The sequence below is a fragment of the Catellatospora sp. NPDC049133 genome (assembly GCF_040648455.1).
Lineage (GTDB): Bacteria > Actinomycetota > Actinomycetes > Mycobacteriales > Micromonosporaceae > Catellatospora > Catellatospora aurea.
Window position 1 is genome coordinate 106644 of record NZ_JBEZDT010000017.1, and the last position, 25682, is coordinate 132325.

At 70.5% G+C, this 25682-nt stretch carries 22 protein-coding genes; 15 read left to right on the forward strand and 7 right to left on the reverse strand.

The features are described from left to right. Positions 1–34: 34 nt before the first annotated feature. The gene (locus AB0B35_RS20670) at positions 35–490 is read right to left on the reverse strand and encodes a hypothetical protein (RefSeq protein WP_361047750.1); all 456 of its coding nucleotides are present in this window, start codon (positions 488–490) and stop codon (positions 35–37) included. Between the two features lie 244 nt (positions 491–734). Here AB0B35_RS20670 and AB0B35_RS20675 point away from each other — a divergent pair, with 244 nt between their 5' ends. Next, positions 735–1190, forward strand: coding sequence for a nitroreductase/quinone reductase family protein (locus AB0B35_RS20675; protein WP_361047753.1), 456 nt, complete (start codon positions 735–737; stop codon positions 1188–1190). Positions 1191–1471: 281 nt separating this feature from the next. Next, on the forward strand, positions 1472–1756 hold the full coding sequence (locus AB0B35_RS20680; RefSeq protein ID WP_361047756.1) for a TOBE domain-containing protein: 285 nt from the start codon (positions 1472–1474) through the stop codon (positions 1754–1756). A 68-nt stretch (positions 1757–1824) separates the two neighbouring features. Here the strand turns inward: AB0B35_RS20680 and AB0B35_RS20685 are convergent, their stop codons facing one another. Continuing rightward, positions 1825–2652 (reverse strand): hypothetical protein, encoded by an 828-nt coding sequence (locus AB0B35_RS20685; RefSeq protein ID WP_361047759.1) that lies wholly within the window; start codon positions 2650–2652, stop codon positions 1825–1827. 300 nt (positions 2653–2952) lie between these two features. On the opposite strand from AB0B35_RS20685, the gene pstS reads away from it, so the two are divergent. The 4 genes from pstS to AB0B35_RS20705 all read left to right on the forward strand — a co-directional run bounded on the left by pstS (position 2953) and on the right by AB0B35_RS20705 (position 5739). After that, positions 2953–4002, forward strand: a complete 1050-nt coding sequence (pstS, locus tag AB0B35_RS20690; protein ID WP_361047763.1) for a phosphate ABC transporter substrate-binding protein PstS — start codon at positions 2953–2955, stop codon at positions 4000–4002. A 140-nt stretch (positions 4003–4142) separates the two neighbouring features. Continuing rightward, on the forward strand, positions 4143–4808 hold the full coding sequence (gene nthB / locus AB0B35_RS20695; RefSeq protein ID WP_361047765.1) for a nitrile hydratase subunit beta: 666 nt from the start codon (positions 4143–4145) through the stop codon (positions 4806–4808). Next, on the forward strand, positions 4805–5401 hold the full coding sequence (gene nthA / locus AB0B35_RS20700) for a nitrile hydratase subunit alpha (protein ID WP_361047768.1): 597 nt from the start codon (positions 4805–4807) through the stop codon (positions 5399–5401). Before nthB ends, nthA begins: the two co-directional genes overlap by 4 nt. Continuing rightward, positions 5398–5739, forward strand: coding sequence for a nitrile hydratase accessory protein (locus AB0B35_RS20705; protein ID WP_361047771.1), 342 nt, complete (start codon positions 5398–5400; stop codon positions 5737–5739). Before nthA ends, AB0B35_RS20705 begins: the two co-directional genes overlap by 4 nt. A 21-nt stretch (positions 5740–5760) precedes the next feature. Here AB0B35_RS20705 and AB0B35_RS20710 read toward each other — a convergent pair whose 3' ends face one another. The 3 genes from AB0B35_RS20710 to AB0B35_RS20720 form a co-directional block, all read right to left on the reverse strand. Then, positions 5761–5883 (reverse strand): hypothetical protein, encoded by a 123-nt coding sequence (locus AB0B35_RS20710; RefSeq protein ID WP_361047774.1) that lies wholly within the window; start codon positions 5881–5883, stop codon positions 5761–5763. 183 nt (positions 5884–6066) lie between these two features. Then, complete coding sequence (locus AB0B35_RS20715; protein WP_361047776.1) at positions 6067–6837, reverse strand: SDR family oxidoreductase; 771 nt, start codon at positions 6835–6837, stop codon at positions 6067–6069. 44 nt (positions 6838–6881) lie between these two features. Further along, the gene (locus tag AB0B35_RS20720; RefSeq protein WP_361047779.1) at positions 6882–8342 is read right to left on the reverse strand and encodes a bifunctional diguanylate cyclase/phosphodiesterase; all 1461 of its coding nucleotides are present in this window, start codon (positions 8340–8342) and stop codon (positions 6882–6884) included. Positions 8343–8621: 279 nt separating this feature from the next. On the opposite strand from AB0B35_RS20720, the gene AB0B35_RS20725 reads away from it, so the two are divergent. Together AB0B35_RS20725 and AB0B35_RS20730 are read left to right on the forward strand one after the other, a co-directional pair. Then, positions 8622–11405, forward strand: a complete 2784-nt coding sequence (locus tag AB0B35_RS20725) for an AAA family ATPase (RefSeq protein ID WP_361047781.1) — start codon at positions 8622–8624, stop codon at positions 11403–11405. A gap of 289 nt (positions 11406–11694) precedes the next feature. Then, a complete protein-coding gene (locus AB0B35_RS20730; RefSeq protein WP_361047784.1) occupies positions 11695–12336 on the forward strand; it encodes a carbonic anhydrase in 642 nt (213 codons plus the stop codon). Here AB0B35_RS20730 and AB0B35_RS20735 read toward each other — a convergent pair. Together AB0B35_RS20735 and AB0B35_RS20740 are read right to left on the reverse strand one after the other, a co-directional pair. Then, the gene (locus AB0B35_RS20735; RefSeq protein ID WP_361047787.1) at positions 12314–13315 is read right to left on the reverse strand and encodes an L-threonylcarbamoyladenylate synthase; all 1002 of its coding nucleotides are present in this window, start codon (positions 13313–13315) and stop codon (positions 12314–12316) included. The two genes, AB0B35_RS20730 and AB0B35_RS20735, sit on opposite strands and share 23 nt — an antisense overlap. A gap of 150 nt (positions 13316–13465) precedes the next feature. Then, positions 13466–16144: a hypothetical protein gene (locus tag AB0B35_RS20740; RefSeq protein ID WP_361047789.1), complete on the reverse strand. Its 2679-nt coding sequence runs from the start codon at positions 16142–16144 to the stop codon at positions 13466–13468. Positions 16145–16470: 326 nt separating this feature from the next. Here AB0B35_RS20740 and AB0B35_RS20745 point away from each other — a divergent pair, with 326 nt between their 5' ends. From AB0B35_RS20745 to yicI, 7 genes are all read left to right on the forward strand, one after another. After that, positions 16471–17124 carry a DUF6357 family protein gene (locus AB0B35_RS20745; RefSeq protein ID WP_361047792.1) on the forward strand — a complete coding sequence of 218 codons (654 nt, stop codon included), beginning with the start codon at positions 16471–16473 and terminating at the stop codon, positions 17122–17124. An 81-nt stretch (positions 17125–17205) separates the two neighbouring features. After that, complete coding sequence (locus AB0B35_RS20750; RefSeq protein WP_361047796.1) at positions 17206–18468, forward strand: DUF6357 family protein; 1263 nt, start codon at positions 17206–17208, stop codon at positions 18466–18468. A 375-nt stretch (positions 18469–18843) separates the two neighbouring features. After that, positions 18844–19899 (forward strand): LacI family DNA-binding transcriptional regulator, encoded by a 1056-nt coding sequence (locus AB0B35_RS20755; protein ID WP_360537724.1) that lies wholly within the window; start codon positions 18844–18846, stop codon positions 19897–19899. Positions 19900–20055: 156 nt separating this feature from the next. Continuing rightward, positions 20056–21363 carry an extracellular solute-binding protein gene (locus AB0B35_RS20760; RefSeq protein ID WP_360537722.1) on the forward strand — a complete coding sequence of 436 codons (1308 nt, stop codon included), beginning with the start codon at positions 20056–20058 and terminating at the stop codon, positions 21361–21363. Between the two features lie 224 nt (positions 21364–21587). Next, positions 21588–22559, forward strand: coding sequence for a sugar ABC transporter permease (locus AB0B35_RS20765; RefSeq protein ID WP_361047798.1), 972 nt, complete (start codon positions 21588–21590; stop codon positions 22557–22559). Between the two features lies 1 nt (position 22560). Continuing rightward, on the forward strand, positions 22561–23439 hold the full coding sequence (locus AB0B35_RS20770; RefSeq protein ID WP_361047801.1) for a carbohydrate ABC transporter permease: 879 nt from the start codon (positions 22561–22563) through the stop codon (positions 23437–23439). After that, the gene (yicI, locus tag AB0B35_RS20775) at positions 23436–25658 is read left to right on the forward strand and encodes an alpha-xylosidase (RefSeq protein ID WP_361047803.1); all 2223 of its coding nucleotides are present in this window, start codon (positions 23436–23438) and stop codon (positions 25656–25658) included. Before AB0B35_RS20770 ends, yicI begins: the two co-directional genes overlap by 4 nt. The last annotated feature ends 24 nt before the right edge of the window (positions 25659–25682 follow it).

The window sequence follows — 25682 nt, forward strand, 5'->3', positions numbered from 1 at the left end:
ATACTTGATCTCCGCGGGTCGGCCGGTGCGCGGGTCACTGCTCCTTGAGGCAGTACACGACCTGGGTTCCCGCAGCCTGGGGCACCGTGGAGAAGTGGTAGTCGCTGTACCCGGGCGCCTGGGCTTGGCAGGCGACAACGGCGTCGGACTCCTGGCTGAAGTCCTCCTCGATCCTGGCCAGCACCAGCAAGGCACCGGGCCCGCAGGGCGTGACCTTCAGCTGAGGGGTGTCGACGCCGCCGGCATCGCGTACACACAGCCCGACTTTGATCGTGGCGTCGTCGTTGGTCGCGATGCCGGTGGTGGCCGCGGCGCCGGTGGCGCTCGGGGCCACGGCCGCGGGAGGGTCGGCGTTCGGCCGTGACTCGATCCACTGTGCGACGGTGACGACCGTGCCGACGATACCGGCGATGGCCGCCACGATACTCAGCCAGCGCAGGGCGGCTTGCAGGCCTGGTCGGCCTCGGGATTCGGGCTCGCCGTCTGTCACGCGCGCACAGTAACAGCCGCGGCGCGCTTCGAGACGGCGTCGCCGGGAAGCCGACACAGCGAGCGGCTCGACAGCCGTAGCCCTGGGAATCGGCCGGGATCGGGTGAACGAGCAGTTCCATGACAGGACCGTTTTCGCGCCTTGCCGGATCGCCGCCATGTCAGATTTCTTTGACATGGCGGCGATCTGAGGCTACCTTCGTAATGTCAATAATGTTTGACATGACTACCTGACGGGAGTTGTCATGGCGCGGGCGATGCTTCCGCCCCGGTGGGTCATCCGCACGGCGTGGCGGATCCACAGAGGCATCTACCGCCTCAGCGGCGGACGCATGGGGCTGTCCCGCCCCAAGCCGGGTGGCTGGGGCACCCTGCGGCTGACCACCACGGGGCGTCGCAGCGGCCGCGAACGCGCCGTGATGGTCGGCTATTACGAAGACGGCCCCAACCTCGTCACGATGGCCATGAACGGCTGGGGCGCCCCCGAACCCGCCTGGTGGCTCAACCTGCTCGCCAACCCGGACGCGACGGCGGAACTCAACGGGGAGTTGCGCCACGTGACCGCCCGCGCCGCGGTAGGTGACGAGAGGCGGCGGCTGTGGGACCGCTGGCGCACCATCGATGCGAACCTGGACGAATACGCCGCTCGCCGGCCCAGGGAAACCACGGTCGTGGTGCTCGCACCGCGCAGCACGCGCTGAGGGTGTCCGGGCACTACCGCTGTCCCGCCTGACGGCGGCTGGCAGCACGTGTCCGCCCAAGCCGTAGTCCACCATCGCCGGACGCGTCACCGTCGGGCCGTCCGCGGCGTTGACACCCTGAGCAGTCGAAGTGTGACGATCGGGGTAGTCATGCGGTTGAGCATCCGCAACCAGTTCGACGGCGAGATCGTCGATCTCGCCCGCGGCAAGGCGATGGCCACCGTCAGGATCCGCCTTGCGGCTACTTGTTTACTGGGTTTACGACCGCAGCCCGGCCAGGCATGGTCGAGGTGGTTGGCGGGTCGGCCGTCGCACTGATCAAGGCAACGGAAGTCGCTGTGGCGGTCGGCCCGGTGGGGCAGCTGAGCATCCGGAACAAGTTCCCCGCCACGGTCTCGGCGGTGGAGCACGGGGCGGTCATGACGACCGTGAAGCTGACCTTGAAGAGCGGCCGGCCGCTGGTCGCCGCGGTCACGCGCGAAGCGGCCGAGGAACTCGGCCTGGTCGACGGCACAGAGGTCACCGCACTGGTGAAGTCCACCGATGTCAGTGTCGCCGCCGTCTGATCACCAGCGATCGGCCTGATCACCAGCTAGTGGCCAGGTGGTGTCCAGCGGCCGGCTTGCAGGGCGGCTCAGTCGGCCGGTGGCGGGATGACTCCCACAGCGAGGCGCAGTCGCTGGTCGGGGTGCTCAGCCAGGCCCAGCCGTGCGAGGCTGAACGCGACCGGATCGGCTGCCGAGCCGTCCAACGCCGCGAGTGCGCCGGCGAGCCGGGTGCCGGCCGTTGTGCGGTCCTCGCTCGCGGCGACCGACGCGAACGATCCCAGTGCCACCGCGGCGCACCCGAGCAACAACGCGGGAAGACCCGGCACCGACCGAACCAGCTCGCCCAACGGCTCCGGCAGTTCGTCCGCGAAGGCCCGCGCCAGCACCATCAGCGGCAATGCCGCGCCGGCCAGGGCCAGTAGGACACCGCAGATCCGAAGCGTCGAGGCGGCACCCGGACGGGTGAGCAACCCGGCGTCGATCAGCCGTGCGCGTGCCGCCCCGACTTCTGCCCGGGTCAGCGCGCGTTCGCGGACGTCGCGGACCTGAACCGGCCGTGCGCCGCCGAGCTCGGCGATGATCGCAAGGATCGCGGCGTGAGCCGGGTCGGTGGGGGTGGCGGTGCCGTGCAGTCGAACCGTCCCGCCGTGGCGTGCGTACGCGCCGGTGATCACTGCTTTCGCGGTCTTGTCCGGGACGGTGAGCGTGACGTGCCCGTGCAGATCGAGCACCGCCAGCGCGGAGTCCACGGGCTCGCGGTCACGCGGGCGTGACAGGACCGCCACCTCCGACAGCGTCAGCGAGCCGGGTGCCGGGACCGGACCCGCGACGACCGGGAACCGGGCACGCCGCCACGCGTATGCGGTGACGGCGACCAGGGCGAGGAGCAACGGGACGAAAATCCATAGCACCATGCTGTTCTATCAATGCCATGCCGGCGTCCCAGCAGGGAGGGCGGGGCCCCAGCGCGGTCAGGCCGCGGCCGTGTTGCCCTGTATTCCGCCTTGCAGGCGGTCTGGGTGAGCTACGACCGAGATGGACGTTTCTTGCCACCTGCGGTGTGCGGCGCGGACGATGGAGTCGAGATGGTGGAGGCACTCGGCCCGTGCGACCACGACGGCGCGTTGTGCTGCGCGAAGCCGGTCTCGGTGTAGCCGGCCTCGCGATGTGGACGAGCGGCCGTTGCCTTCCTGTCGTCGGGGTGAGGCGGTGTGATGTCGCGACTGGTGGTGGCGCTGCTGGCGGCCGTGTTCCTGCTGGCGCAGTCGGTGCTGGCGGGCTGCGGTCGGGTGTCCAGTCCCGCGCTCGCCGACGCGTACGCCCACTCCAAGCAGTTCGAAGGCTCTGGCGCGAGCCTGCCCGACGCCTTCTACCAGGCGTTGATCAGAGGTTTCCGGCAGGTCGTCCCCGATGCGACCGTCAGCTACGAGGCGATCGGTTCGGCAGCCGGAAGGAAGGAATTCGCCGAGAACCTGACGGATTTCGCGGGCACCGACAGCGCCGTGACCGACGCCGACGGCATCATGCCGGGCACGTTCGTGCGCGTCCCGACGGTCGCGGCGCCGATCACGGTCGCCTACAATCTTGCCGGGTTGGACGGACTGCGGCTGCGGCCGGACACCGTCGCCAAGATCTTCCAACGTGACGTCAGACGGTGGAACGACCCGGCCATCGCGGCCGACAACCCTGGGGCGTCCCTGCCGGACCTGGCCATCACGGTCGTGCGCCGCGCCGACGGATCGGGCACGACCGACAACTTCACCAGGTACCTCGACGGGGCGGCACCGTCCTGGCGGTTGCGCAGCGGTGACACCGTCGACTGGCCCGCCGGCACGCTGGCGGGCGAGGGCAGCTCGGGCGTCGCGTCGTCGATCGGGCGCCAGGCGGGGTCCGTCGGCTACCTGGACCTGCGTGACGCCAGGGACGCCGGTCTGGCCACGGTCGCGTTGCAGAACAGGGACGGCCGGTTCGTCGAGCCGACGATCGAGGCCGCGATGATGGCACTGGCAGCGGCCCGGGTCCATGGCGACATGACCTACGACGTACTCGACGCCCCTGGTGTCGGCGCTTATCCGATCACAGCCCTGAGCTACCTGTTGGTCCGCACCAGCTACGGCGACGTGGCCAAGGCGGACCTCGCCAAGCGCTTCCTGACCCACCTGCTCAATGACGGCCAGGCCATCGCCGACGACGTGAACTTCGCACCCCTGCCTGAGGTCGTACGGCAGCAGGCACTGGCTCAGGTGGACAAGATCAGGGGCTGAACGCCAGGGCTCGGCGGGCAAGACCGCCTCCCGCCGGCGCTGTACGCGGTGCTGCTGAGCGGTACCTGGCGGCGGCGACGTCCCACGTGGCATACGATTCGAGTGTCTGGTCTGTTATGTAGCCATTCGGGGGCTGCGTCGTGGATGGCATCGCCGACATGGGGGGCACCTCAGGATGGGGTCCTGTGCACCCGCCGAGAGCCGATGAACCGGTCTTCGCCGAGCCCTGGCAAGGCCGGGCCACCGCTCTGACGATCCTGGCCGTCCGGCTGTCCGGCCGGAACCTGGACGCCTTCCGGCACGCGCTGGAACGTCTGGACCCGGCCGACTACCTTCAGCAGGGCTACTTCGGCCGCTGGCTCAACGCCGCCGAACTGATGCTCGTCGAGGGCGCCGTGCTCGCCCCCGGAGAGATCGAGGCCCGAGCCCGCGACCTGCGCGACACACCTGTCACCGCACCCCCGAACCCGCCCCGCGGGCGGGCGCCCGCCTGGCCGGCCGGACCCGGCTCGCTGCGCACCGTCGACGCCGCTCCCGCATTCACGGTCGGCCAGCGCGTCCGCGCCAAGAACATCTCACCCGCCGGGCACACCCGCCTGCCCGGCTACGTCCGGGGACATGCCGGCATCGTCGAGGTCGTCCAGCCCGCCGCCGTCTTCCCCGACACCCACGCACACTTCCTGGGCGAGCACCCACAGCACGTCTACTCCGTACGCTTCGCATCGCACGAGCTGTGGGGCCAGGACGCCGAGCGATTCGCCGTCACCGTGGACCTGTTCGAGGACTACCTGGAGACCAGCCCATGACGACCGACGGGGCAGACCGAGGCACGCCCGCAGCTCTGCGCACCGCAGCGCTCGAACAGCTGCTCACCGAACGGGGCCTGGTCGATCCCAGGGTCGTGGACGCGTTCATCGCCGATTACGAGACCAACGTGGGCCCGCGCAACGGCGCCAAGGTCATCGCCAGGGCCTGGACCGACCCCGACTATCGCGCACGGCTCCTGACCGACGGCACCGCGGCCATCAACGAGCTCGGCTTCGGGGGCCCGCAAGGCGAACACATCGTCGTCGTCGAGAACACCCCCGCCATCCACAACGTCGTGGTGTGCACCCTGTGCTCCTGCTATCCGTGGCCCGTACTGGGCCTGCCGCCGAGCTGGTACAAAGATCCCGCATACCGCGCCCGCATGGTCAAAGAACCCCGCGCCGTGCTCGCCGAGATGGGCCTCGAACTCGGCGACGACGTTCAGATCACCGTCCGTGACTCCACGAGCGAGGTGCGCTGGCTGGTCCTGCCCGAGCGGCCCGCCGGCACCGAGCACCTGACGGAGCAGGAACTCGTCCCGCTGATCACCCGCGACACCATGGTCGGCGTCGCGAAGGTGGAAGCGCCGTGACCGCACCACTCGACCTCGACGGGATCGCCGCCCCGCCCCGCGCCAACGGAGAACTCCTGTTCGCCGAACCCTGGCACAGCCGCGCCTTCGGCATGGCCGTGACCCTCCACGACGCAGGCGTCTTCACCTGGAACCGGTTCCAGGCCGCGCTCATCGCCCGCATCGGCGAATGGGAGAACGCGGCCGAACAGGACCAGCCATGGAGCTACTACGACCACTGGCTCGCCGCGCTCGAAGACGTGCTGGACGAGCAGGGAAGCGTGTCCCGCGACGACGTCGCCACCCGTGCCCACGCCCTGACCCGCCTCCCGGCCGACCACGGCCGTCGTCAGCACTGAGCCTTCGCATACCCAGGCGTTCTAGTGATGGCCGTCTTCGAAGACGAACAATGGCTTGGCGCCATGTGCCGGTGCTTCGGCGAGCGTGATGGCCTCGGTGAAGTGTTCGAGCGGGAACGGCCGGCCTTCGGGGATGGTCAGCACGTCGTCGGCGACGAGACGGCGAACCTCGGACAGCGCGCGCAGTGCCTCCCCGGGCGGGGCAGTGCCGAACCAGCGGTTCAGTCAGCTTTCGTGTCGGCCCTGACGAACTAGGGCGATGCTCGTGTCGCGTCTCGGCCGCACCCCGAGCTGCGGGCTTACCTTATTGACCCTGTTTGTGACAATCTAGGGGCGTTTCAGTGGTCGGGTGGCAGCGTAGGCGGCCAACCAGCCCGTGAGATCGGTGACGCCCAGGCGCCACGGCCGGGCGGGTACGAGCGTCGCGTCATCGACCGAGGCGCCGTAGAAGTACGCCGCCGGGGCGGTCACGACGTCGCGGTTGTCGTCGTGCGCAGCCAGCAGCGTGCGGACGAGGTCGTCCTGGCGCAGCCGGTCCGGCCCGGCGATGTCGACGCGGCCGCCGAAGGGTTCGGCCTCGGCCACGTCGGCGAGCACGGTGGCCGCGTCCTCGGCGGCCATCGGTTGCATGAGCACCGGTGACAGGCACAGTGGACGGTGATCGTCGCAGGTGGCGGTGTTGGCGTCGATGAACTCGAAGGTCTGGGTGGCGCGCACGACCGTGTAGGGCACCAGGCCGTACCCGACGATCTTCTCCTGGGCGGCCTTGGCGCGCATGTAGCCGCTGGCGGGCATGCGGTCGGCGCCGACGATCGACAGCACCACGTGGTGGCGCACCCGCGCCGCCACGGCCGCAGACAGGATGTTGCGGGTGGAGGTGAGGAAGAAGTCCATCGCCGAGTGGGCGGTGAACGACGGCGTGTCGGTGACGTCGACGACGACGTCGGCTCGGGTGACCGCGTCGGCCAGGCCGTTGCCGGCGACGGTGTCGACGCCGGTGCTGGGCGAGGCCGGCACCACATGGTGGCCGCGGAGCCGCAGCAGCCGGGCCAGGCGTGCGCCGATCCGGCCCGTACCACCGAAGATGACGATTTTCATGGCTTGCCCTCCCTGTTCGCGAGTGTCCGGTCCGCCGCCGCGCGTCAGCCCACGGCCGGTGCGGCCGCCGCTCGCAGCCGGGCGTCGATTGCCTGGGGCGACTCCGGTTTTCCGTAGAGGAATCCCTGGATGAGGTCGCAGCCCAGCCGCCGCACTGTGTCGGCCTGCTCCGGTGTCTCCACGCCTTCGGCGATCACGCCGAGGCCGAGCCCGCGTGCCAGACGCACGATCGTGTCGACCATCGCAGCGTCGACCTGGCTGGTGTCGCCGGCGAGCGCGGTGATGAACTGCCGCGCGAGTTTCAGGGTGTGCACCGGCAGCGACCGCAGGTTGGCCAGGTTCGCGTAGCCGGTGCCGAAGTCGTCGATCGCGACCCGCACCCCGAGACCTGCCAGGGTTCGGATGGTCTCGGTGACCTGCCCGGACGTCGACAGCATGCTGCTTTCGGTGATCTCCAGCTGCAGCAGGTCCGGGTCGATCCCACAGTGCGACAGCAGCTCGGCCACGTATCCGGCGAACTCCGGATCGTCGGCCTGCGACGGCGCCACGTTGACGCTCATCACCAGCCGGCGGCCAGGATGTCGGGCCAACCACTGCCTGGCCTGTGCGCAGGCGGTATGCAGCACGAACCGTCCGATGTCGTTGATCAGCCCGGTCTGTTCGGCGACGGGGATGAACTCCGCCGGGCCGAGCACGCCGCGCTGCGGGTGCCGCCAGCGGACCAGTGCTTCGACGCCGTAGAGGTCACCGCTGCCGGCCCCGACGATCGGCTGGTACTCCAGGAACAGCTCGCCGTGCTGCAGGGCCAGCCGCAACTGGTGGGCGGTCTCGTGGCAGGCCAGGCGGTGGGCGTGCTGGTCGGCGTCGAACAGGCGGCGCTGGTCGTGGCCCGCGGCCCGGGCCAGCGCGAGCGCGGACTCGGCGGCGCTGAGCAGGGAGCCGACGGCGGAATCGGCAGGTGGCGGGGTTGCCATGCCGATGCAGGCCGTGACGCTGACCTGCCGCCCGTCCAGCTCCAGCGGCCGGCGTACCGCCTGCTGGATGGCCTCGGCGACCCGGGTGATGTCGGTGACGTGCGCCGACGCCGACACCAGGACGGTGAACTGGTCGCTGCCGGTGCGGGCGACCAGGCAGCCCTCGCACAGTACGGCCGACAGCCGCTGGGCGATCGTCTGCAGCAGCCGGTCCCCGGCGTCGTAGCCGTGCGTCTGGTTGATGGCGGTGAAACCGTCGAGGTCCAGGTGGCACAACCCGACCGGGCGTTGCGCCGCCGTCGCGGACATCGCGGCGTACAGGGCGTGTTTGAGCATGACGCGGTTGGGCAGGCCGGTGAGTTGGTCGTACATGGTGTGCTGGCGAGACGGGGGCGCGGGCGTATGCCGGCCGGAGGGCCCCGGCGCAACGAAGCCGCGGCCGTCGTCCACGCCGGGGGCAGACTCCGCCGCGTAGTCGATCTCCGTCGCGTAGCGCAGGGTGCGGTCGGTTCCGATCTTGGGAAAGCTCATGTCAGTCACGCTCCGTTGCAGGGCCCGGCGGCCTCATCAGTGCCGTCGGTGGTCGACCGGCCTGTCCACGGTCGCCGTGTCCGGGACCGGTCGCCCCGGGCAACCCCCGGGGTTTCGCCCCCGGGCCGTCCGCTGCGGTGGCGCTTTGTGCTCGCTACTGCCCGATGGGGCGTATGTCCGGCCCAGTCGGGGCCCGGTGCGCTGTGACGTCGGCCTCAGCTCGGTACGATGACCATAAATGCCAGTTTTCAGCTGATAGCGGCGGGAAAGAGTCGGCGCATGGGCGTGTCCACGACCACCCGGGTCGAGTTGAAAGGCCGCCGCCACGAAGCGGCCACCATCAAGCGCGCGCTCGCCGACGCCCGCACCGGCACCAGCGCGGTGCTCGTCATCCGCGGCGAGGCCGGCATCGGCAAAACCGCCCTGCTCGACCACGCGGCGACCCAAGCCCGCGGATTCCAGCTCGCCACCGTCTGCGGTGTCGAATCCGAGATGGAACTGCCCTACGCGGCGCTGCACCACCTGTGCGTGCCACTGCTGCAGCACCTGTCCCACCTGCCCGTCCCGCAACGAGAGGCACTGTCGGTCGCCTTCGGGCTGCAGACCGGCGACACGCCCGACCGGTTCATGGTCGGCCTGGCCACCCTCGGCCTGCTGGCCGGGGCCGCCGACGAGCCGCTGGCCTGGCTGATCGATGACGCCCAGTGGGTCGACGACGCGTCGCTGCAGGTGCTGGCCTTCGTGGCCCGGCGACTGAAGGCCGAAAGAGTGGCGATGCTCTTCGCGGTACGCGAGCCCGCGAACCCGCGCCCACTACCCGGCCTCGCCGAACTGGCCGTGCCGGGACTCAGCGACGCCGACGCGCGCAGCCTGCTGGCCGCCACCCTGCGTATGCCGCTTGACCCGCAGGTCCGCGACCGGGTCGTGGCCGAAGCCCACGGCAATCCGCTGGCGCTGCTGCAGGTGCCCCATGCCCTGTCCGCCGCCGACCTGGCAGGGGGTTTCTGGCTGCCCGAGGGCCGCTCCACCGAATCCGACCTGGAACGCTGCTTCGCCCGCGAAGTCCACACGCTGCCCACCGACACCCAGCGGCTCCTGCTCACCGCGGCAGCCGACCCGACCGGAGACACCCAGCTGGTCTGGCGAGCCGCGCACCTGCAGGCCATCCCCGCCGCCGCGGCGACGCCCGCCGAAGCGGTCGGACTGATCGAATTCGGTCAGCGAGCACAGTTCCGCCACCCGATCGTCCGCTCCGCGATCTACCGCAGCGCGTCGATCGCCGACCGGCGCGCCGCGCACCAGGCCCTGGCCGAGGCCACCGACCCCGACCTCGCCCCCGACCGCCGTGCCTTCCACCGCGCCCGCGCCGCCACCCAACCCGACGAACGCATCGCCGAAGCCCTCGAACAGTCGGCTGACCGGGCCCTCCGCCGCGGCGGAGCCGCCGCGACCGCCGCCTTCCTGCGCTGGGCCACCGAGCTGACCCCCGACCCCGCCCGCCGCACCGTCCGTGCGCTGGCCGCCGCCAAGGCCGCCTTCGATCTCGGCGCCCTCGACCAGGCTCACCACCTGCTCGCCGAAGCCGAGGCCGGCCCGCTCGACGACCTGCAGCGCGCCAAACTCGAGCGGCTGCGGGCGCGGCTGGTGCACACGCAGATCCGCGGCGCTGACACCGCCCGGCGGCTGCTGAACGCCGCGACCCGCCTCAAGCCGCTGGACACCGCCATGGCCCGCGACACGCTGCTGGAGGCCGCCGGAGCGGCGATCTTCGCCGGACGCCTCGGCCACGGCGCACACGAGGTCGCCCGAGCCGCGCGTGCCTGCCCGGCCGCACCCCGGCCGAACCGGGTCACCGACACTCTGCTCGACGCCGTCACCGGCTGGATCCTCGACGGCCACAGCGCCAGCGTCGACGCCATCCGGCACGCCCTGCAGGCCGCGCGCCGCGAGCAGACCACCGAACACGGCGGTGATCCGGCGGGCTGGCTGCTGCTGTCGTCGCCGCTGACCCCCGAACCACTCGCCCCCGAGGTGTGGGACGACGACGCCTGGCACGATCTGGCCACCGGGGCCACCGACCTGGCGCGGCGGGCAGGCGCGCTGTCGGTCCTCCCGCTGGCGCTGACCCACCAGGCGTGCTACCGCGTCCACGCCGGCGAACTCGACACCGCCGCCATGCTGATCGACGAGGCCGCCGCCGTCTCGCAGGTGACCGGCAGCACCCCGCTGCTCTACACCTCGCTGCTCCTGCACGCCTGGCAGGCGGCCGAGCAGCAGGTCCTCGACACCATCGACCACGGCATCCAGGACGTCCTCGCCCGCGGTGAAGGACGTGCCCTGGCCATCGCCGATTACGCCAGCGCCGTCCTCTACAACGGGCTCGGCCGCTACGAAACCGCGCTGGCCGCCGCCTTGCGTGCCTGTGAGCACGAGGACATGGGCATCTTCGGTTGGGCATTGAGCGAACTCGTCGAGGTGGCCGCCCGCGCCGGGCAGCGCGACACCGCCCAGCAGGCGCTGGAAAGGCTGACGCCCCGCACCCGCGCCAGCGCGACCGCATGGGCCGCGGGCATCGAGGCCCGCTGCCGAGCCGTGCTCGCCGACGGCACGGCTGCCGACGCGCTGTTCCGGGAGTCGATCGAGCAACTCGGACACACCCGGATCAGCATCCAGTTGGCGCGTGCGCACCTGCTCTACGGCGAATGGCTGCGCCGGCACCAGCGCCGGCAGGAGAGCCGGATGCAGCTGCGCACCGCGTACGAGGCGTTCACGCGGGCCGGCGCCGCCGGGTTCGCCGACCGGGCCCGCCGGGAGCTGACCGCGACCGGGGAGACCGTACGCAAGCGCAGCGTCAGCCCGCTGGGCGCGCTGACCGGCCAGGAGGCCGAGATCGCCAGGCTCGCCCGCGACGGGCACACCAACCCCGAGATCGCCGCCCAGCTGTTCATCAGCCCCCGCACCGTCGAGTGGCATCTGGGCAACGTGTTCACCAAACTGGGGGTCAGCTCCCGCCGCCACCTGCACGATGTGCTGCCGACCGCCGAGTCGCAGGCCACCGCCTGACACTGCGCGCACCGCCGAAATGATGCTGCGGTCGTCGGTCACGTGGCAGTCTGACCGCAGCCGGAGCCGGGAAGGCACGATCTGCTATGTGCGCCGGGGTGACTGGCACGTTTCCGCGATCGCGCACTCCCGAAGGCTTCAACATCCGACTGACCGTCGGCTCCGCTCCGGTCTAGCCGACGTCATATCCGATCCTGAAGCCGGCGGTGCCCGGCCTGTTCACGTCCCGAAATCAGAGCGTGACTCAGATCGCGATGGCTTCCGACGGCTGCCGTACTAGGCTGCGGGCATGATCGAGATCAAGTCGCCGACGCCTCGAGAAGCTTTCGAGCTGCTGCTCGCGGGCAACGAGCGGTTCGTCTCCGGTAAGCCGGAGCACCCGAACCAGGACGCGGCACGCCGCGCCGAGACCGCGCCGGGCCAGCGTCCGTTCGCCGTGGTGTTCGGGTGTTCCGACTCGCGGCTCGCAGCAGAGATCATTTTTGACCGCGGGCTGGGTGATCTTTTCGTGGTGCGCACGGCGGGCCACGTCCTGGGCGCCGAGGTGCTGGGCAGCATCGAGTACGGCTCGGACGTGCTCGACTGCCCCCTGGTGCTGGTCCTCGGCCATGACTCGTGTGGCGCGGTGGCCGCCGCGTGCGCCGCGCTGGAGTCCGGGATGCCATCGGCCGGCTACGTCCGCGACGTCGTCGAGCGGGTGACGCCCAGCGTGCTCGCGGCCCGGGCCGCCGGCCGCACGGAGCCCGACGAGATCCTGGTCGAGCACGTCAGGCACACCGTGGATCTGCTGCTGGACCGCTCCCGGGTGCTCGCGGCACGGGTCGAAGCCGGCATGACCGCCGTGGTGGGTCTGTGCTACCGGCTGGCCGACGGCACCGCGCAGGTGGTGGCGGCCCGCGGCATCGAGGTCACGGCCGAATCGGCACGGTGAGCTGATCGGCCGGCCGAGGGCCCGCGGCGCGGCGCAGCCGATTGGCGATCGCCAGCCCCAGCCCCTGCTCCACCGGCAGGGACGCGACGATGAGGTCGCATCCTGCCTGGTCGAGTTCGCGCAGGAAGCCGTACAGGCCGCGCGCATAGGCGGCGGACGAGCTCGGGACCGTGATCGTGGCGTGCGCCTTCACGTCCGCCCCGGCGACGTCCGGGGGAAGGAACACTCCGACCAGGTGACCTTGCTGCTGCGCGCGCTCCGCCTCGGCGACGACCTGCTCGGGTCCGACGAGGACGACCCGAGCCCGCGGTGCGTAGTGCGACGGGTGCTGGCCCGGCACGCGTACGGGGCTGTCCGAGGGCACGGCGACCGGGCCGTTCAGCACCGCTTCAAGATCTTCGCGGGTCACCCCGCCGGGCCGCAGCAGTGTCACGGTGTCGCCCGTGACGCCGACGATGGTCGACTCGACACCGACCTCGCACGGGCCCCCGTCGAGGACGTAGTCCACGGCGTCACCGAGTTCGGCGCGGACGTGGTCGGCCGTTGTCGGACTCACCGAGCCGAAGCGGTTGGCCGACGGCGCCGCGACACCGCCGCCGAAGGCCGCCAGCAGCGCACGCGCCACGGGGTGATCCGGCACACGCAACGCCACCGTCTCCAGGCCGCCGGTCACTTCGAGCGGCACCCGGCGACCGCGCCGCAGCACCAGGGTGAGCGGACCTGGCCAGAAGTGCTCGGCCAGGCGGCGCGCCGTGGGTGTCACGTCCTCGGCCCAGTCCGCCAGCTGCTCGGCGCTGCCGAGGTGAACGATCAGCGGGTGCGACGGAGGCCGGCCCTTGGCCTGGAACACCCGCGCGACGGCAGCGGGGTTCTCCGCGTCGGCACCGAGGCCGTACACGGTCTCGGTCGGAAGGGCCACCAGGCCGCCGGCCCGCAGCACGTCGGCCGCCCGCTCGATGTCGTCGGTTCTGACTGTCACCCTCGAATCATTCCACTGCCCTGATCTGCCCGTTTCCTGGCCCCGCCGGGGGACAGCCGCGCGACGGCGGCCACGGTTCCGTGCGCCGGCCTGACCGGTGACGGCGAAAGGGGCGCCCTCTTGTGGAGGACGCCCCTTCGGCATCGCGGGCTACCCGACGGTCAGGTTGCCGTTGTCGGGCTCGACCTGGCCCGACTCGTACAGCAGCGCGCCGCCTGCGGCCGCCGTGATGCGCACCGAGAACGTGTCACCGTCCCGGCCGGGGTTGCCCGCGTCGGCGGCGGTGCCTCGCAGCACGGCAGGCACGCCGCCGAACTGCCCGCTGACCTCGAACACGGCCCGGTCGCCGGCGACGACCAGCCACCGCACGGTGCCGGCCGTGAACGTACGCGGTCCCTCGTCGAAGCGCAGCGAGCCCCGCGGCGAGTTGCCCTGGTAGCTCAGCGACGAGGTGAGCCGTACCCGGTCGCCGTTCTGGTCGTCGCCGCGGCCGGTGCCCTGCACGCTGCCGTCGGGGTCGAACAGCACGAGTTCGGCGTCGGCGGCCGGGCCGGTGAAGTAGTCGCCACGCACCTCGATGCGGGCGCGCCACAGGTCGGCAGGGGCGTCGAGGGTCACGGTGGCGCGGCCGGTCGCGTCGAACGTCGTGTCGTACGTCCTGGTCGTGCCCGTCAGCGTCGGGGTCAGGGTGACCCGCGCCGCGAGCCTGGTGAGATCGCCGGGACGGCCGTCGGCCTCCTGGGTCGCCTGGAGGGTCAGCTGACCGGTCCCGGCCGGCTGGTTGAGGCCGGCGGCCACCGCGACGGTGACGTTCTCGGGCTCGACGGTCAGTGCCGCGTCGGTCGAGGCCGCCTCGTGCGGGCCGCTCTCGGACACGTGCACCTGCACCGGGTAGGAGCCCGGCACCTGGTCGGCGGGCCAGCTGACGGTGGCGACGCCGTCGGCGCCGCTGGTGGCGGTCAGCGACTGCCCGGCGACGGTGAAGGTGACCTGCTTGCCGGCCACCGGGTCGTTGGTGATGCCGTCGCGTACGACGGCCGACAGGGCCGCCGCGTCCGAGTAGTCCGCGGCCGTGGCACCGGTGTAGCTCAGCGACAGCGGCCGCCGGACGACGTCGGCGAGGAACTGGTAGTCGGTGCGGACGTCGCTGTCGGTGGTGCTGCGTCCCCGGGCGAACAGGCTGTGCGGCCCGGCCCGCTCGTCGGCGGGCACGGTGACCCGGATCGTGACGGTCGCCTGCTGCTGGGCGGCCAGGGTCAGCCGCTGCGTGGTCGCCGTCCAGGTGGAGGCCACCAGTTCGGTGAAGTCGAAGGTGTCGGTCGTCTCACCGGTGTTGCGGACGGTGTAGGTCAGGTCGGTGGTGCTGCCCAGCACGAGTGTCGGGCGCGGGGCGTTGCCTTGCGCGTCGGCCGGGTCGACGAGGACGCCGGGGCCGCGTACGTCGAAGTAGACCTGGTTGTAGTAGACGTTGTTCGCGGTGTCGGCGAAGAACGGGCGGCCGATGGCCCGCACCGCGACCTTGGCCGGGGTGCCGTCGGCCCAGGGCCGGTCCATGGTCCGCTGCGGGGTGCGGTTGTCGGTCGGGTCCCACGCGTCGGTGTCGTTGCCGCCGTCGCAGGTGACGGGGTTCTCGGGCACGTCCTCGTCGGTGCGGCCGTCGCCGTCGTTGTCCATGCCGTCGGCCGGGTCCTCGTCGTTGCGGCCGTCCACGTCCTCGTCGATGCAGCCCGGCGAGCGGGTGCCGTCGGGGCGCATGAGTTCGACGCCGCGGACGGTCTCCTGCGGGCTGCGTACGTTGCGCTCGTCGACGCGGAAGACGACCACGCCGCTGTCGGGCACGTCCTCGTCGTAGGTGCCCGGCCGGGGGTTGCGGGTCTCGACGAGGAAGTAGTCGTCGGTGCCGCGCCCGTAGTCGTAGAGCAGATATGTGGTGGCGATGGACAGGTCGGAGGGGGTGTGGTAGCCGTCCCTGGTGATGACGGCGGGTTTCTGGCCGCCCAGGTGCAGCTTGGTGAACAGGTTGGGCTCGAACCACAGGTCCGCCGCGCCGCAGGTCGGTCCGGCGATGTCCCAGCTGCCCACGCCGTAGCCGTAGTGGTCGTACAGGTCGTAGAGCTGGTGCGTGAGCTCGTGGGCGATCGTGATCTCGTTGGTGCCGGTGGCGCTGTCGGCGGTGCGGAACGCGATGGTCTTGCCGTCGAGCTTGGCGCCGGCGGCGACCCCCCGGGTCTGCCCGCAGTTCTCGTTGGCCGGCCCTGAGGTGAAGATCGTGGCCACGGCGAGTTCGGTGTCCTCGACCGACCCGTCCTTGTCGGTGTCGTAGCGGGCGAAGTCGACGAACGGGTCGGCGAGGTCCATCATGCGGCGGCGGCGCTGGGAGGCGTCCTGCGCGATGCCGGGGCCGGACGCGCCGAGGTCGACGACGACGACGCCGTTGTCCGCGGTGCCGAACGACTCGACGGCGGGGACGAGGATGCCGAGGTCGTGCGAGATGAAGTAGTCGGCGACCGTGCCGAACTGGAAGATGGGGAAGTAGCGGTCGCGGATGTCGTTCTCGGTGACGTTCGTGGTCAGGTCGTTGAACGTCGCGTAGACCACCAGCAGCGGGATGAGCGTGTCGCCGCGGTCGTGGAACAGCGGCGAGTGCGGGCTGTCCGGGTGGCTGAACTTCGGCAGGGGGAATGGGTACGGATCGGGGGCGGCGTGGGCCGGGGTCGCCGGGATGAGCCCGGCGAGCATGAGCGCGGCGGACACGGCGGCCAGCACGCGGACGCGTAGGTCGCTGCGGCGCGGCTTGGGAGCCCTGGACGGGGCGGGGTTGTTGGTCAAGACGAATCCTCCAGCACAACGGGTGACGGCGTGTGGTGGGGTGGTTCACCAAGCTCGCGTCACCCGGCAGCACGAAAGTGCTGGCAGAGAGCGCGGAATGGGGATCTGTCGAGGTCACACCTGGCAGCAGGATATCGACACAGCGACCGTTCGGTTGCAGAGTGTCAGGGTCACGACGGACAATGTGGACATGCGAAGCCTGGTCGCTTTTCGGCCCACCGGCAGCGCTGGGCCGGTGCGCACAGCAGGCCTGTGATCAGGACCGCGGGCATGTCCGCTCGATCCACTAAACTGCCGGAACCGTCACCCGTGAACGAAGGACGCACATGGCCCGCCCCTATGACCCCGGACCGAAGCAGTTCGTCTTCGCCGCCGATGACGGCGAAGACCACCAGGTCACCGTGGGCGACCCGCAGGAGGCCTACGAGGCGTTCGCCGCGTTCGTCCGGGAGCGGGAGTCTGCCACCTACGCCATCGAGGACGAGCCGGCGGGGCAGGCTTTGGTGCTCATGCCCGGTGCGGGCGTGATCTCGCGGATCATGGTCGCGGATCCGCCTCGGCCGGAGTATCTCCGGGTCGACCGGCCCAACCGCTGCCTCACGAGCGCGATGCTGTTCTTCGAGAACGGATACGCCGGCCTCGACCATTTCGGCCAGTGGTTCCCCGAACTCGCCGACCTCGACGCGTCACCGGAGACTCGCGGCGCCACCCGCGCCGCCACGATCACGACGGACGCGGCGGCGATCGAAGAAATCGCTCGGATCTGGGCAAACTCGGGCTACGTGGACCCGAGCGACCAGTACTACATCTTCTTCGGCTCGCACGGTCTCGACGACGACCGCGCCGAACGTGCCTTACTGCTCCAGCTGATCGAATACCTCGGTCTGGAGCGGGTCGACGCCCCGGCCGAGGCCGGCGGGGGCGAGGTCTGGGTGCTCACCGACACCCGCCTCGACGTCGAATTCGCCCGTTGGTCGTGAACAGTGGGCGCGTGGCTGCGAAATCGCCGCCGTCCCGAGGCGAGCGTGTCTGGCCGGCACCGTTCTGAGGAAGCCTGAGCAATGAGAGACATCGTTTTCACGCGCAGCAGCGGCTGGATCCCCAACGTGATCAGCGAGGACGGCGAGCTGAGGCTGATGCTCGGCGCCGGGGCCGACGCCAACCACGAGCCTCGCACGTTCACGTTCCCGATCGGGCAAGCCCATCTGGCGGTGATCCGGGAGGACCTGGCCAGGCATCTGCTGCTGTGGAGTGCGGTCCTTCCGCTGTGCGAGGCCGCCGGAACCCGGGGCCTGCTCGACGAGGACGCTGCCGTCGCGCTCCTGGACCCGGTCCTGCTCGCCTCGCCCGCGGACGTCGACGCGCTCTTCGGGCGCATCCGGTGGGACCGGAGCCGGCTCATCGCCCATGGTGCCGACACCGATCTACTCGAGCGCGGTCAGGTCTGCGCGGCGATGCGCGCGGCGACCGAGACGCCAGACGAGAAACGTGCTCAGCGGTACCACGCGAACCGCCGTCGCGCCCAGCGGGGAGTGGTCCTCGGGCCACTCGACGCGGCGATCCTGAAGTACACGGGCCAGTACCTGCATGGCGCGACGAAGCCGCGGCGGATGCCCGAAGCCGTCGACTCCGCGCTGCTGCCCGAGGTCATGCAGGTGATCGCCACCGCGGAGCAGGCGTGCGCCGGGATGCGGATCGGGCTCGATCCGCGACGGGGAAACCGGGCCACGGACAAGCGGGACTGGGACCGGATGGCGGCGGCGGTCGACGCGGCCGTGCGCCGCGCCAACCCCGCACTCGTCGACGACGCGGTGCGGACGGTGAGCTTCCTGATGTGCTCGGAGGCTGCGGACCGCTCCAGGAGCACGCCGGTGGCAGATGACGACGAGGCTGCCGAGGACCGCGCCGACCTCGGCGAGAGCGGGCGGATGACGGCCCTGACGTTCACCGACGACAAGGGCGCCGAGAAGAAGTGGCCACGCGACGGTGCTCGCTCTGCCTCCGCCGAGTTCTGGGAGTTCGTCGGCGATCGCTCTGCCGGGGACAACGAGGTGTTCACCATCGAGGACGAGCAGTTGGGCGAAGGGATCCAGCTTCACTTCTACGCCGACTCCATCGCCCGGATCACGACGGTGCGACACGGGCAAACCGGGTCGGATCCGCAGTACCGGGTCGAGTACAGCCTGGTCGACGGGATCGGCGGGTACCGGAGGCTGGTGAGCGCCTTCGTCCGCGGCGGCTGCGCGGCACTCGACGAGCACGGTCCCTGGTTGTCGGATGCCGCCGAGTTCGAGAGCGCGCGCCGGCAGCGCGGCGCTCGGTAGTCCCAGCGGGAACCGCACCCGCACCGTCCGGTGTCGGAGATCTGGAGATGGACGTGATCCGGATCACATGACGGCCTGGGTGCCGCGCGCCTGTCGGGCGGAGGTTCCATGTCTGCTTGTTCGATCGTGGTGAGTTTCGGCGGTTCAGGGGCTCGCTGTCGCCTCCTCGGGTGCGAGTGGCATCGAACGTGGCCGCTGAGCTGGGTCGGTGAGCGGCGAACCGGCGGCACCCTGCGGACTTCTTTGCGACATCAACTATTGACGGCGTTGTAACACGCGACCTATCGTTCGTCGAAACGCTTAGTCGAACCGTTTCGACGAAGCGCTTCGACGCCGGATCGACGTGGTTTCCGCCGCGGGTCAAGGGAGGTGCGCATGGCCACCATGCATGACGTCGCGCGCCAGGCCCGTGTTTCCGTCAGCACCGTCTCGTACGTGCTCACCGGCACCCGCCCGATCTCCGAGGCCACCCGGACCAGGGTGCTCGCGGCCATGGCCGAGCTCGGCTACCAGCCCAACGCGATGGCCCGCGGCCTGGCCACCCGCCGCAGCAGGATCGTCGGCCTGCTGATGCCCATGGACGATCGCGGACTGGGCGCCACCGAGACCGCGTTCGTGACCGGGGCGGCGGCCGCCGCCAGCGCCGCCGGATACCACTTGGTGCTCTCGCCGGTCGGCGCGGCGGACCCCGACGTCCTGCGCCGGCTGGCGACCCAGGGCATGTTCGACGGGGTCGTGCTGATGGAGGTGCAGGTCGAGGACGGACGCGTCGCCGCGCTCCAGGAGGCCGGCCTGCCGCTGGTGCTGATCGGCCGCACCGGCGACACCACGGGCCTGTCATACGTCGACATCGACTTCGAGCAGACCGTGCACGAGGCCGTCGACCACCTGGTCGGGCTCGGCCACCGCCGGATCGTCTACGTCAACCACTCGGCGAGCGCCATCGCGGCCGGTTACGGTCCGGCCGTGCGCACCCGTGACGCGTTCGTCGCGGCGATGGCCCGGCACCGGCTGGAACCCGTGATGATCGCCGCCGAGGACAGCGCCGCCGGTGGCCGGGCCGCGCTGAGCGCCGCCGTCGCACAGGTCCCGGACCTGACCGCCGTGCTGGCCATGAACGAGAGCGCGATCTTCGGCATCCTCGGCGAACTGGCCATCCGGCATCGCGCGGTGCCCGGCGACGTCTCGGTCGTCTCGATGGTGACCTCGCCGCAGGTGGCCGAGCTGGTGCACCCCGCGCTGACCGCGATGACCTCGCCGGGTGCGGCGCTGGGCCGGATCGCGATGGAGGCGCTGCTGCGCCAGTTGGACGGCGCCGCCGACCAGAACCACCAGCAGCTGCTGCCGTGCGTGTTGGAGATCCGAGGATCGACCGGCCCGGCCGCGCCACCCGCCGGCGAACCGACCGGCTCGGAGCCGCCGGACACATGACAGGCGACGGCCTGTCCGCGCGCTGCAACGCGCGGGCAGGCAACGGCCCGTCCTCGCGCTGCAACGCGATGACGAGCCAAAACGGCCCGCCGCCGCGCTGCAACGCGACGACGGGCCTAGGTAAGTACCGGCTAGATACTCATCAGGAGGATAGCAATGACGCGATTCCGCAAGCTGGGCGTGGCTGTCGTGACGGCGGCGCTGGCCGCCGGCACGCTGGCCGCGTGTGGCAGCGACGGCGACACCGGCGACGGCGGTGACGCCAAGACCCTGAAACTCTGGCACTACGAGAGCGCGAACAGCGCGATGGGGATCGCCTGGGACCGGGCGATCCAGATCTTCAAGGACGAGCACCCCGGCGTCGAGGTCCAGTTCGAGCGCAAGGCGTTCGAGCAGATCCAGCAGAACGCCGGCATGATCATCAACTCGTCCGAGGGCCCGGACATCATGGAGTACAACAAGGGCAACGCCACCGCGGGCCTGCTGTCCTCCCAAGGCCTGCTGACGGACCTGACCGAGGAGACCGCCAAGCGCGGCTGGGACAAAAAGCTCAGCCCGAGTCTGCAGACCACCGCCCGTTACAGCGACAAGGGCGTGATGGGCCAGGGCAACTGGTACGGCGTGCCCAACTACGGCGAGTACGTCATGGTCTACTACAACAAGGACCTGTTCGCCCAGTACAACGTCGCGGTGCCGACCACCTTCGACGAGTTCACCAAGGCGATGGACACCTTCGTTGCCAAGGGCGTCACGCCGCTGGCCGAGGCCGGCGCCGAGTACCCGGCGGGGCAGCTGTTCTACCAGCTGGCGCTCGCCAAGGCCGACCGGAAGTTCGTCGACGACTACCAGCTCTACAAGAACCCGGTCGACTTCAAGGCCGACCCGCTGAAGTCCGGTGCGCAGGCCTTCGCCGACTTCGTCGCCAAGGGCTATGTCGCCAAGACGTCGGCGAGCCTCAAGGCCGAGGACATGGGCACCGCCTTCATCTCCGGCAAGGCCCCGATGATCGTCTCCGGCAGCTGGTGGTACGGCCGCTTCAAGAACGAGATCAAGTTCAACTGGGACTCGTTCCTGTTCCCCGGCAACAAGTTCCACGCCGGCTCGTCGGGCAACCTCTGGGTCGTGCCCGCCGGCAGCAAGGCCAAGGGCCTGGCGTACGACTTCATCGACATCACCCTGCGCCCGGAGATCCAGGCGCTGATCGGCAACAACGGCGGCGTGCCCGTGGCCGCCGACGCGTCGCAGATCACCGACCCGAAGAACCAGAAGCTGATCGAGAACTTCAACACGATCAGCCAGCAGGACGGTCTGGCCTTCTACCCCGACTGGCCGGTGCCCGGCTACTACGACGTGCTGGTCTCCGGGTTCCAGAGCCTGATCAACGGCTCGAAGACGCCCGACCAGGTGCTCGACGCGATCGCCAAGCCGTACGGCGAGGGCGTCAAGGAGATCACCGGTAAGTGAGACGGCGAGGGCCGGGGGCGGCGCCGCGCCGCCCGCCCCCCCCCCGGCAGGGTATACCAAGGCCCGCAACCCCACCCCCCCCCCCCCCCCCCCCCCCCCCCCCCCGGTGCTCGCCCCGCCCCCCCCCCGGACGGGCGCGGGCGACAAGGACACCCGGGTTGGGGGGGGGGGGGGGGGGGGGGCCCCCCCCGCCCCCCCCGCCACCCCTCCGGGAAGGATCTCCCATGGCACTCACCGAGACCCCGGCGCGCCCGCAACGGCCCGCCACCCGCCCCGAATCCGTCCCGTCGCGGCGCAAGAACCGTGACGGCGGCTCCGGGTACTGGCTATACCTGCTGCCGGGCGCCATTCTGTTCGTGCTCGTCATCGGCGTACCGCTGGGCGGCACCCTCTACCTGTCGCTGACCAAGTGGTCCGGCGTGGGCGACCCCACCTTCATCGGCTTCGACAACTACACCCGCCTGTTCCAGGACGAGGTGTTCTGGACCTCGTTCCAGAACACCGTCGCGATGATCGTCGCGATGGTCGTCGTGCCGACCCTGCTCGGGCTGCTGCTGGCCGCTGTGCTGTTCGACGTCATCGGCCGCCGGTTCAAGCCGCGGACCGCCGCCGCCCTGCGCGCCGCGTTCTACCTGCCGCAGGTGCTGCCGGTCGTGGTCGCCGGCATCGTCTGGGGCTGGATCCTGCGCCCCGACGGCGCGTTCAACAGCCTGCTCGACCTGATCGGGCTCGGCGCGCTGCGCCACGACTGGCTCGGCGACCCCGACACCGCGCTGCCCACCGTCATGGCCGTCATGATCTGGGTGCAGATCGGCTACCCGATCGTCGTGTTCATGGCCGCGCTGCAGCGCGTCGACCCCGAGCTGTACGAGGCCGCCGAGGTCGACGGCGCCAACTGGTGGCACCGGTTCCGGTCCATCACCCTGCCGCAGATCCGCCCGGAGACCTTCGTGGTCGCGCTGACCTGCACCATCGCGGCGCTGAAGGTGTTCGGGCCGGTGTTCGCGCTGACCCGCGGCGGCCCCGAGAACGCGACCAACGTCCCCTCGTACTTCGCCTACTACACGTTCTTCAAGAAGCTCCAGGTCGGCTACGGCTCAGCCATCTCCACCGTGCTCACCCTGATCATCATCGTGGTGGCCGGGCTGTTCATCTGGCTGCAGTACCGCGGCGAGCGCCAGGACCGGGAGGTCTGACATGGCCGTCACGCTCGTAACCGACCGCGTTCCGCGCCGCAAGATCCGCGACCGGCACCACCGCGGCGCGAGCCGCTGGGTCGTGCTGGCACTGGTCACCCTGGCCGCGCTGGCGATGCTGGTGCCGTTCGTGTTCATGCTGCTCAACGCGTTCAAGTCGCCCGGCGACTACTCGTCGGCCGGTCCGCTGAGCTGGCCTACGGAGTTCTACACCAAGGGCCTCACGACCTACTGGACCGAGGTCGACTTCCCGCTGAAGTTCTGGAACTCGCTGCTCATCTCCGGTTCGGTCGCGGTCCTCGCGGTCGCCGTGTCGCTGTTCAACGCGTACGCGCTGGGCATCGGCCGGGTCAAGGGGCGGCTGTGGATCGTCGGGCTGTTCCTGCTGGCCAACATGATGCCGCAGGAGGCGCTGATCTACCCGCTGTACTACGCGGCCAAGCAGATCGGCCTCTACAACACCCAGCTCTCGGTGATCATCATCTTCACGGTCATCCAGAGCGCGTTCGGCACCTACCTGCTCGCCTCGGTGCTCGGCACCTTCCCACGCTCCGTGCTCGAAGCGGCGGCGCTGGACGGCGCGGGCAAGTGGACGGTGCTGCGGCGGGTCGTCTTCCCCAACGTGCGGCCGACCCTCGCGGTACTGCTGATCTTCTTCTTCATCTGGACCTGGAACGAGTTCCTGATCCCGCTGGTCATGCTCATCGACAACAGCACGCAGACCATCCCGGTCGCGTTGGCCTCGTTGCAGGGCGACCGGCTCATGGACGCCCCGACCACCAACGCGGGCGCGCTGATCAGCCTCGTGCCGGCGGTCCTCTTCTTCATCATCTTCCAGCGCACCCTTTCGCGCGGCATCACAGCAGGAGCCGAGAAGTGAAGTTCACCGACGGATACTGGCAACTGCGACCCGGGGTCAGCGTGCTGCGCCCCGGCACGGTCGAGTCGGTCGAACTCGACGAGCGCGGTTTCACCGTCTTCGCCCCCACCGGCCAGATCACCAAACGCGGCGACACCCTCAACCGGCCGATGGTCACCGTGCGGTTCTTCTCACCCGCCGACGGCGTCATCGGCGTCACCGTCGCCCACCACCTCGGCGGCCTGCCCAAGACGCCACGGTTCGCGCTCGCCGACGGCGACGGGCACCCGGTCACCGTCGACGTCACCGGCCTGTCCGCCACGCTCACCACCGGTGAGCTGACCGCCAGGGTCGCGCTGGTCGACGGGTGGCGGGTCGACTTCCTGCACGGCGACCGGGTCCTCACCTCGTCGACCGAGCGCAGCATCGGCCTGGTCACCGACGCCGAGGGCCGCGCGTACGTGCACGACCGGCTCGCCCTGGGCGTGGGGGAGACCGTGTACGGGCTGGGGGAGCGGTTCGGCGCGTTCGTCAAGAACGGCCAGACCGTCGACATCTGGAACGCCGACGGCGGCACCGCCAGCGAGCAGGCGTACAAGAACGTCCCGTTCTACCTCAGCAGCGCAGGCTACGGCGTCTTCGTCGACCACCCGGAGCACGTCTCGTTCGAGATCGGGTCCGAGGTCGTGTCGCAGGCCCAGTTCAGCGTCGAGGGCCAGACCCTGACCTACTACCTCGTCGACGGCCCCACCCCCAAGGACGTGCTGCGCCGCTACACCGCGCTGACCGGCCGGCCGGCCCGGGTGCCCGCCTGGTCGTACGGGCTGTGGCTGTCGACGTCGTTCACCACCTCCTACGACGAGAAGACCGTCAACGAGTTCATCGACGGCATGGCCGAGCGGGACCTGCCCCTGTCGGTGTTCCACTTCGACTGCTTCTGGATGCGCCAGTTCCACTGGGTCGACTTCATCTGGGATCCGGCGACCTTCCCCGACCCGGAGGGCATGCTGCGCCGGCTGCACGAACGCGGCCTGAAGGTGTGCGTCTGGATCAACCCGTACATCGCGCAGCGCTCCTACCTGTTCGAGGAGGGCCGCCGCCACGGCTACCTGGTCACCCGGCCGGACGGCTCGGTCTGGCAGTGGGACAAGTGGCAGGCCGGCATGGCGCTGGTCGACTTCACCAACCCCGACGCCGTCGCCTGGTACACCGGCAAGCTCAAGACCCTGCTCGACATGGGTGTGGACAGCTTCAAGACCGACTTCGGCGAGCGCATCCCGACCGACGTGGTCTGGCACGACGGCTCGGACCCGCAGCGGATGCACAACTACTACGCCCACCTGTACAACAAGGCGGTCTTCGAGCTGCTCGAAACCGAGCGTGGCGAAGGCGAGGCGGTGGTCTTCGCCCGGTCGGCCACCGCCGGCGGCCAGCAGCTGCCGGTGCACTGGGGCGGCGACTGCGAGTCGACGTTCACCGCGATGGCCGAGTCGCTGCGCGGCGGGCTGTCGCTGGCGGCGTCGGGCTTCGGTTACTGGAGCCACGACATCGGCGGGTTCGAGGGCACCCCGGACGCGGCGGTGTTCAAGCGGTGGGTCGCCTTCGGGCTGCTGTCGTCGCACTCGCGGCTGCACGGGTCCGGCTCGTACCGGGTCCCGTGGGCGTTCGACAGCGAGGCCGTGGACGTGCTGCGGCACTTCACGAAACTCAAGCTGAGCCTCATGCCGTACCTGGCCTCGGCCGCCGAGCAGGCGCACCGCGAGGGCCTGCCGATGATGCGCCCGATGGTGCTGGAGTTCCCGGACGACCCGACTGCGGCGTACCTGGACCGGCAGTACATGCTCGGACCCGACGTCCTGGTCGCGCCGGTGATGAGCGCCGACGGCGAGGTGACGTTCTACGTGCCGGCCGGCACCTGGACCCACCTGGTGACCGGCGCGCAGCTCACCGGGCCGGCCTGGGTGACCGAGAAGCACGAGTTCGACAGCGTGCCCGTGCTCGCGCGGCCCGGCGCGGTGATCGCGTTCGGCGATCGCGACGACCGCCCGGACTACGAGTGGGCCGACGGCGTGCGGCTGCGGCTGTACGCCCCGGCGGAGGGTCAGCGGACCCGGGTGCGGGTCCCGTCGCCGGGCGGCGGTCCCGGTGCCGAGTTCGACGTGCGCTTCGACGGCGGACAGGTCGCCGCAGAACTGGTTTCGGGATCGTCCTCGGGCTACCGGTGCGCGGTGGCGCCGTGACGGCGCACGTCATCCCGGACGGCG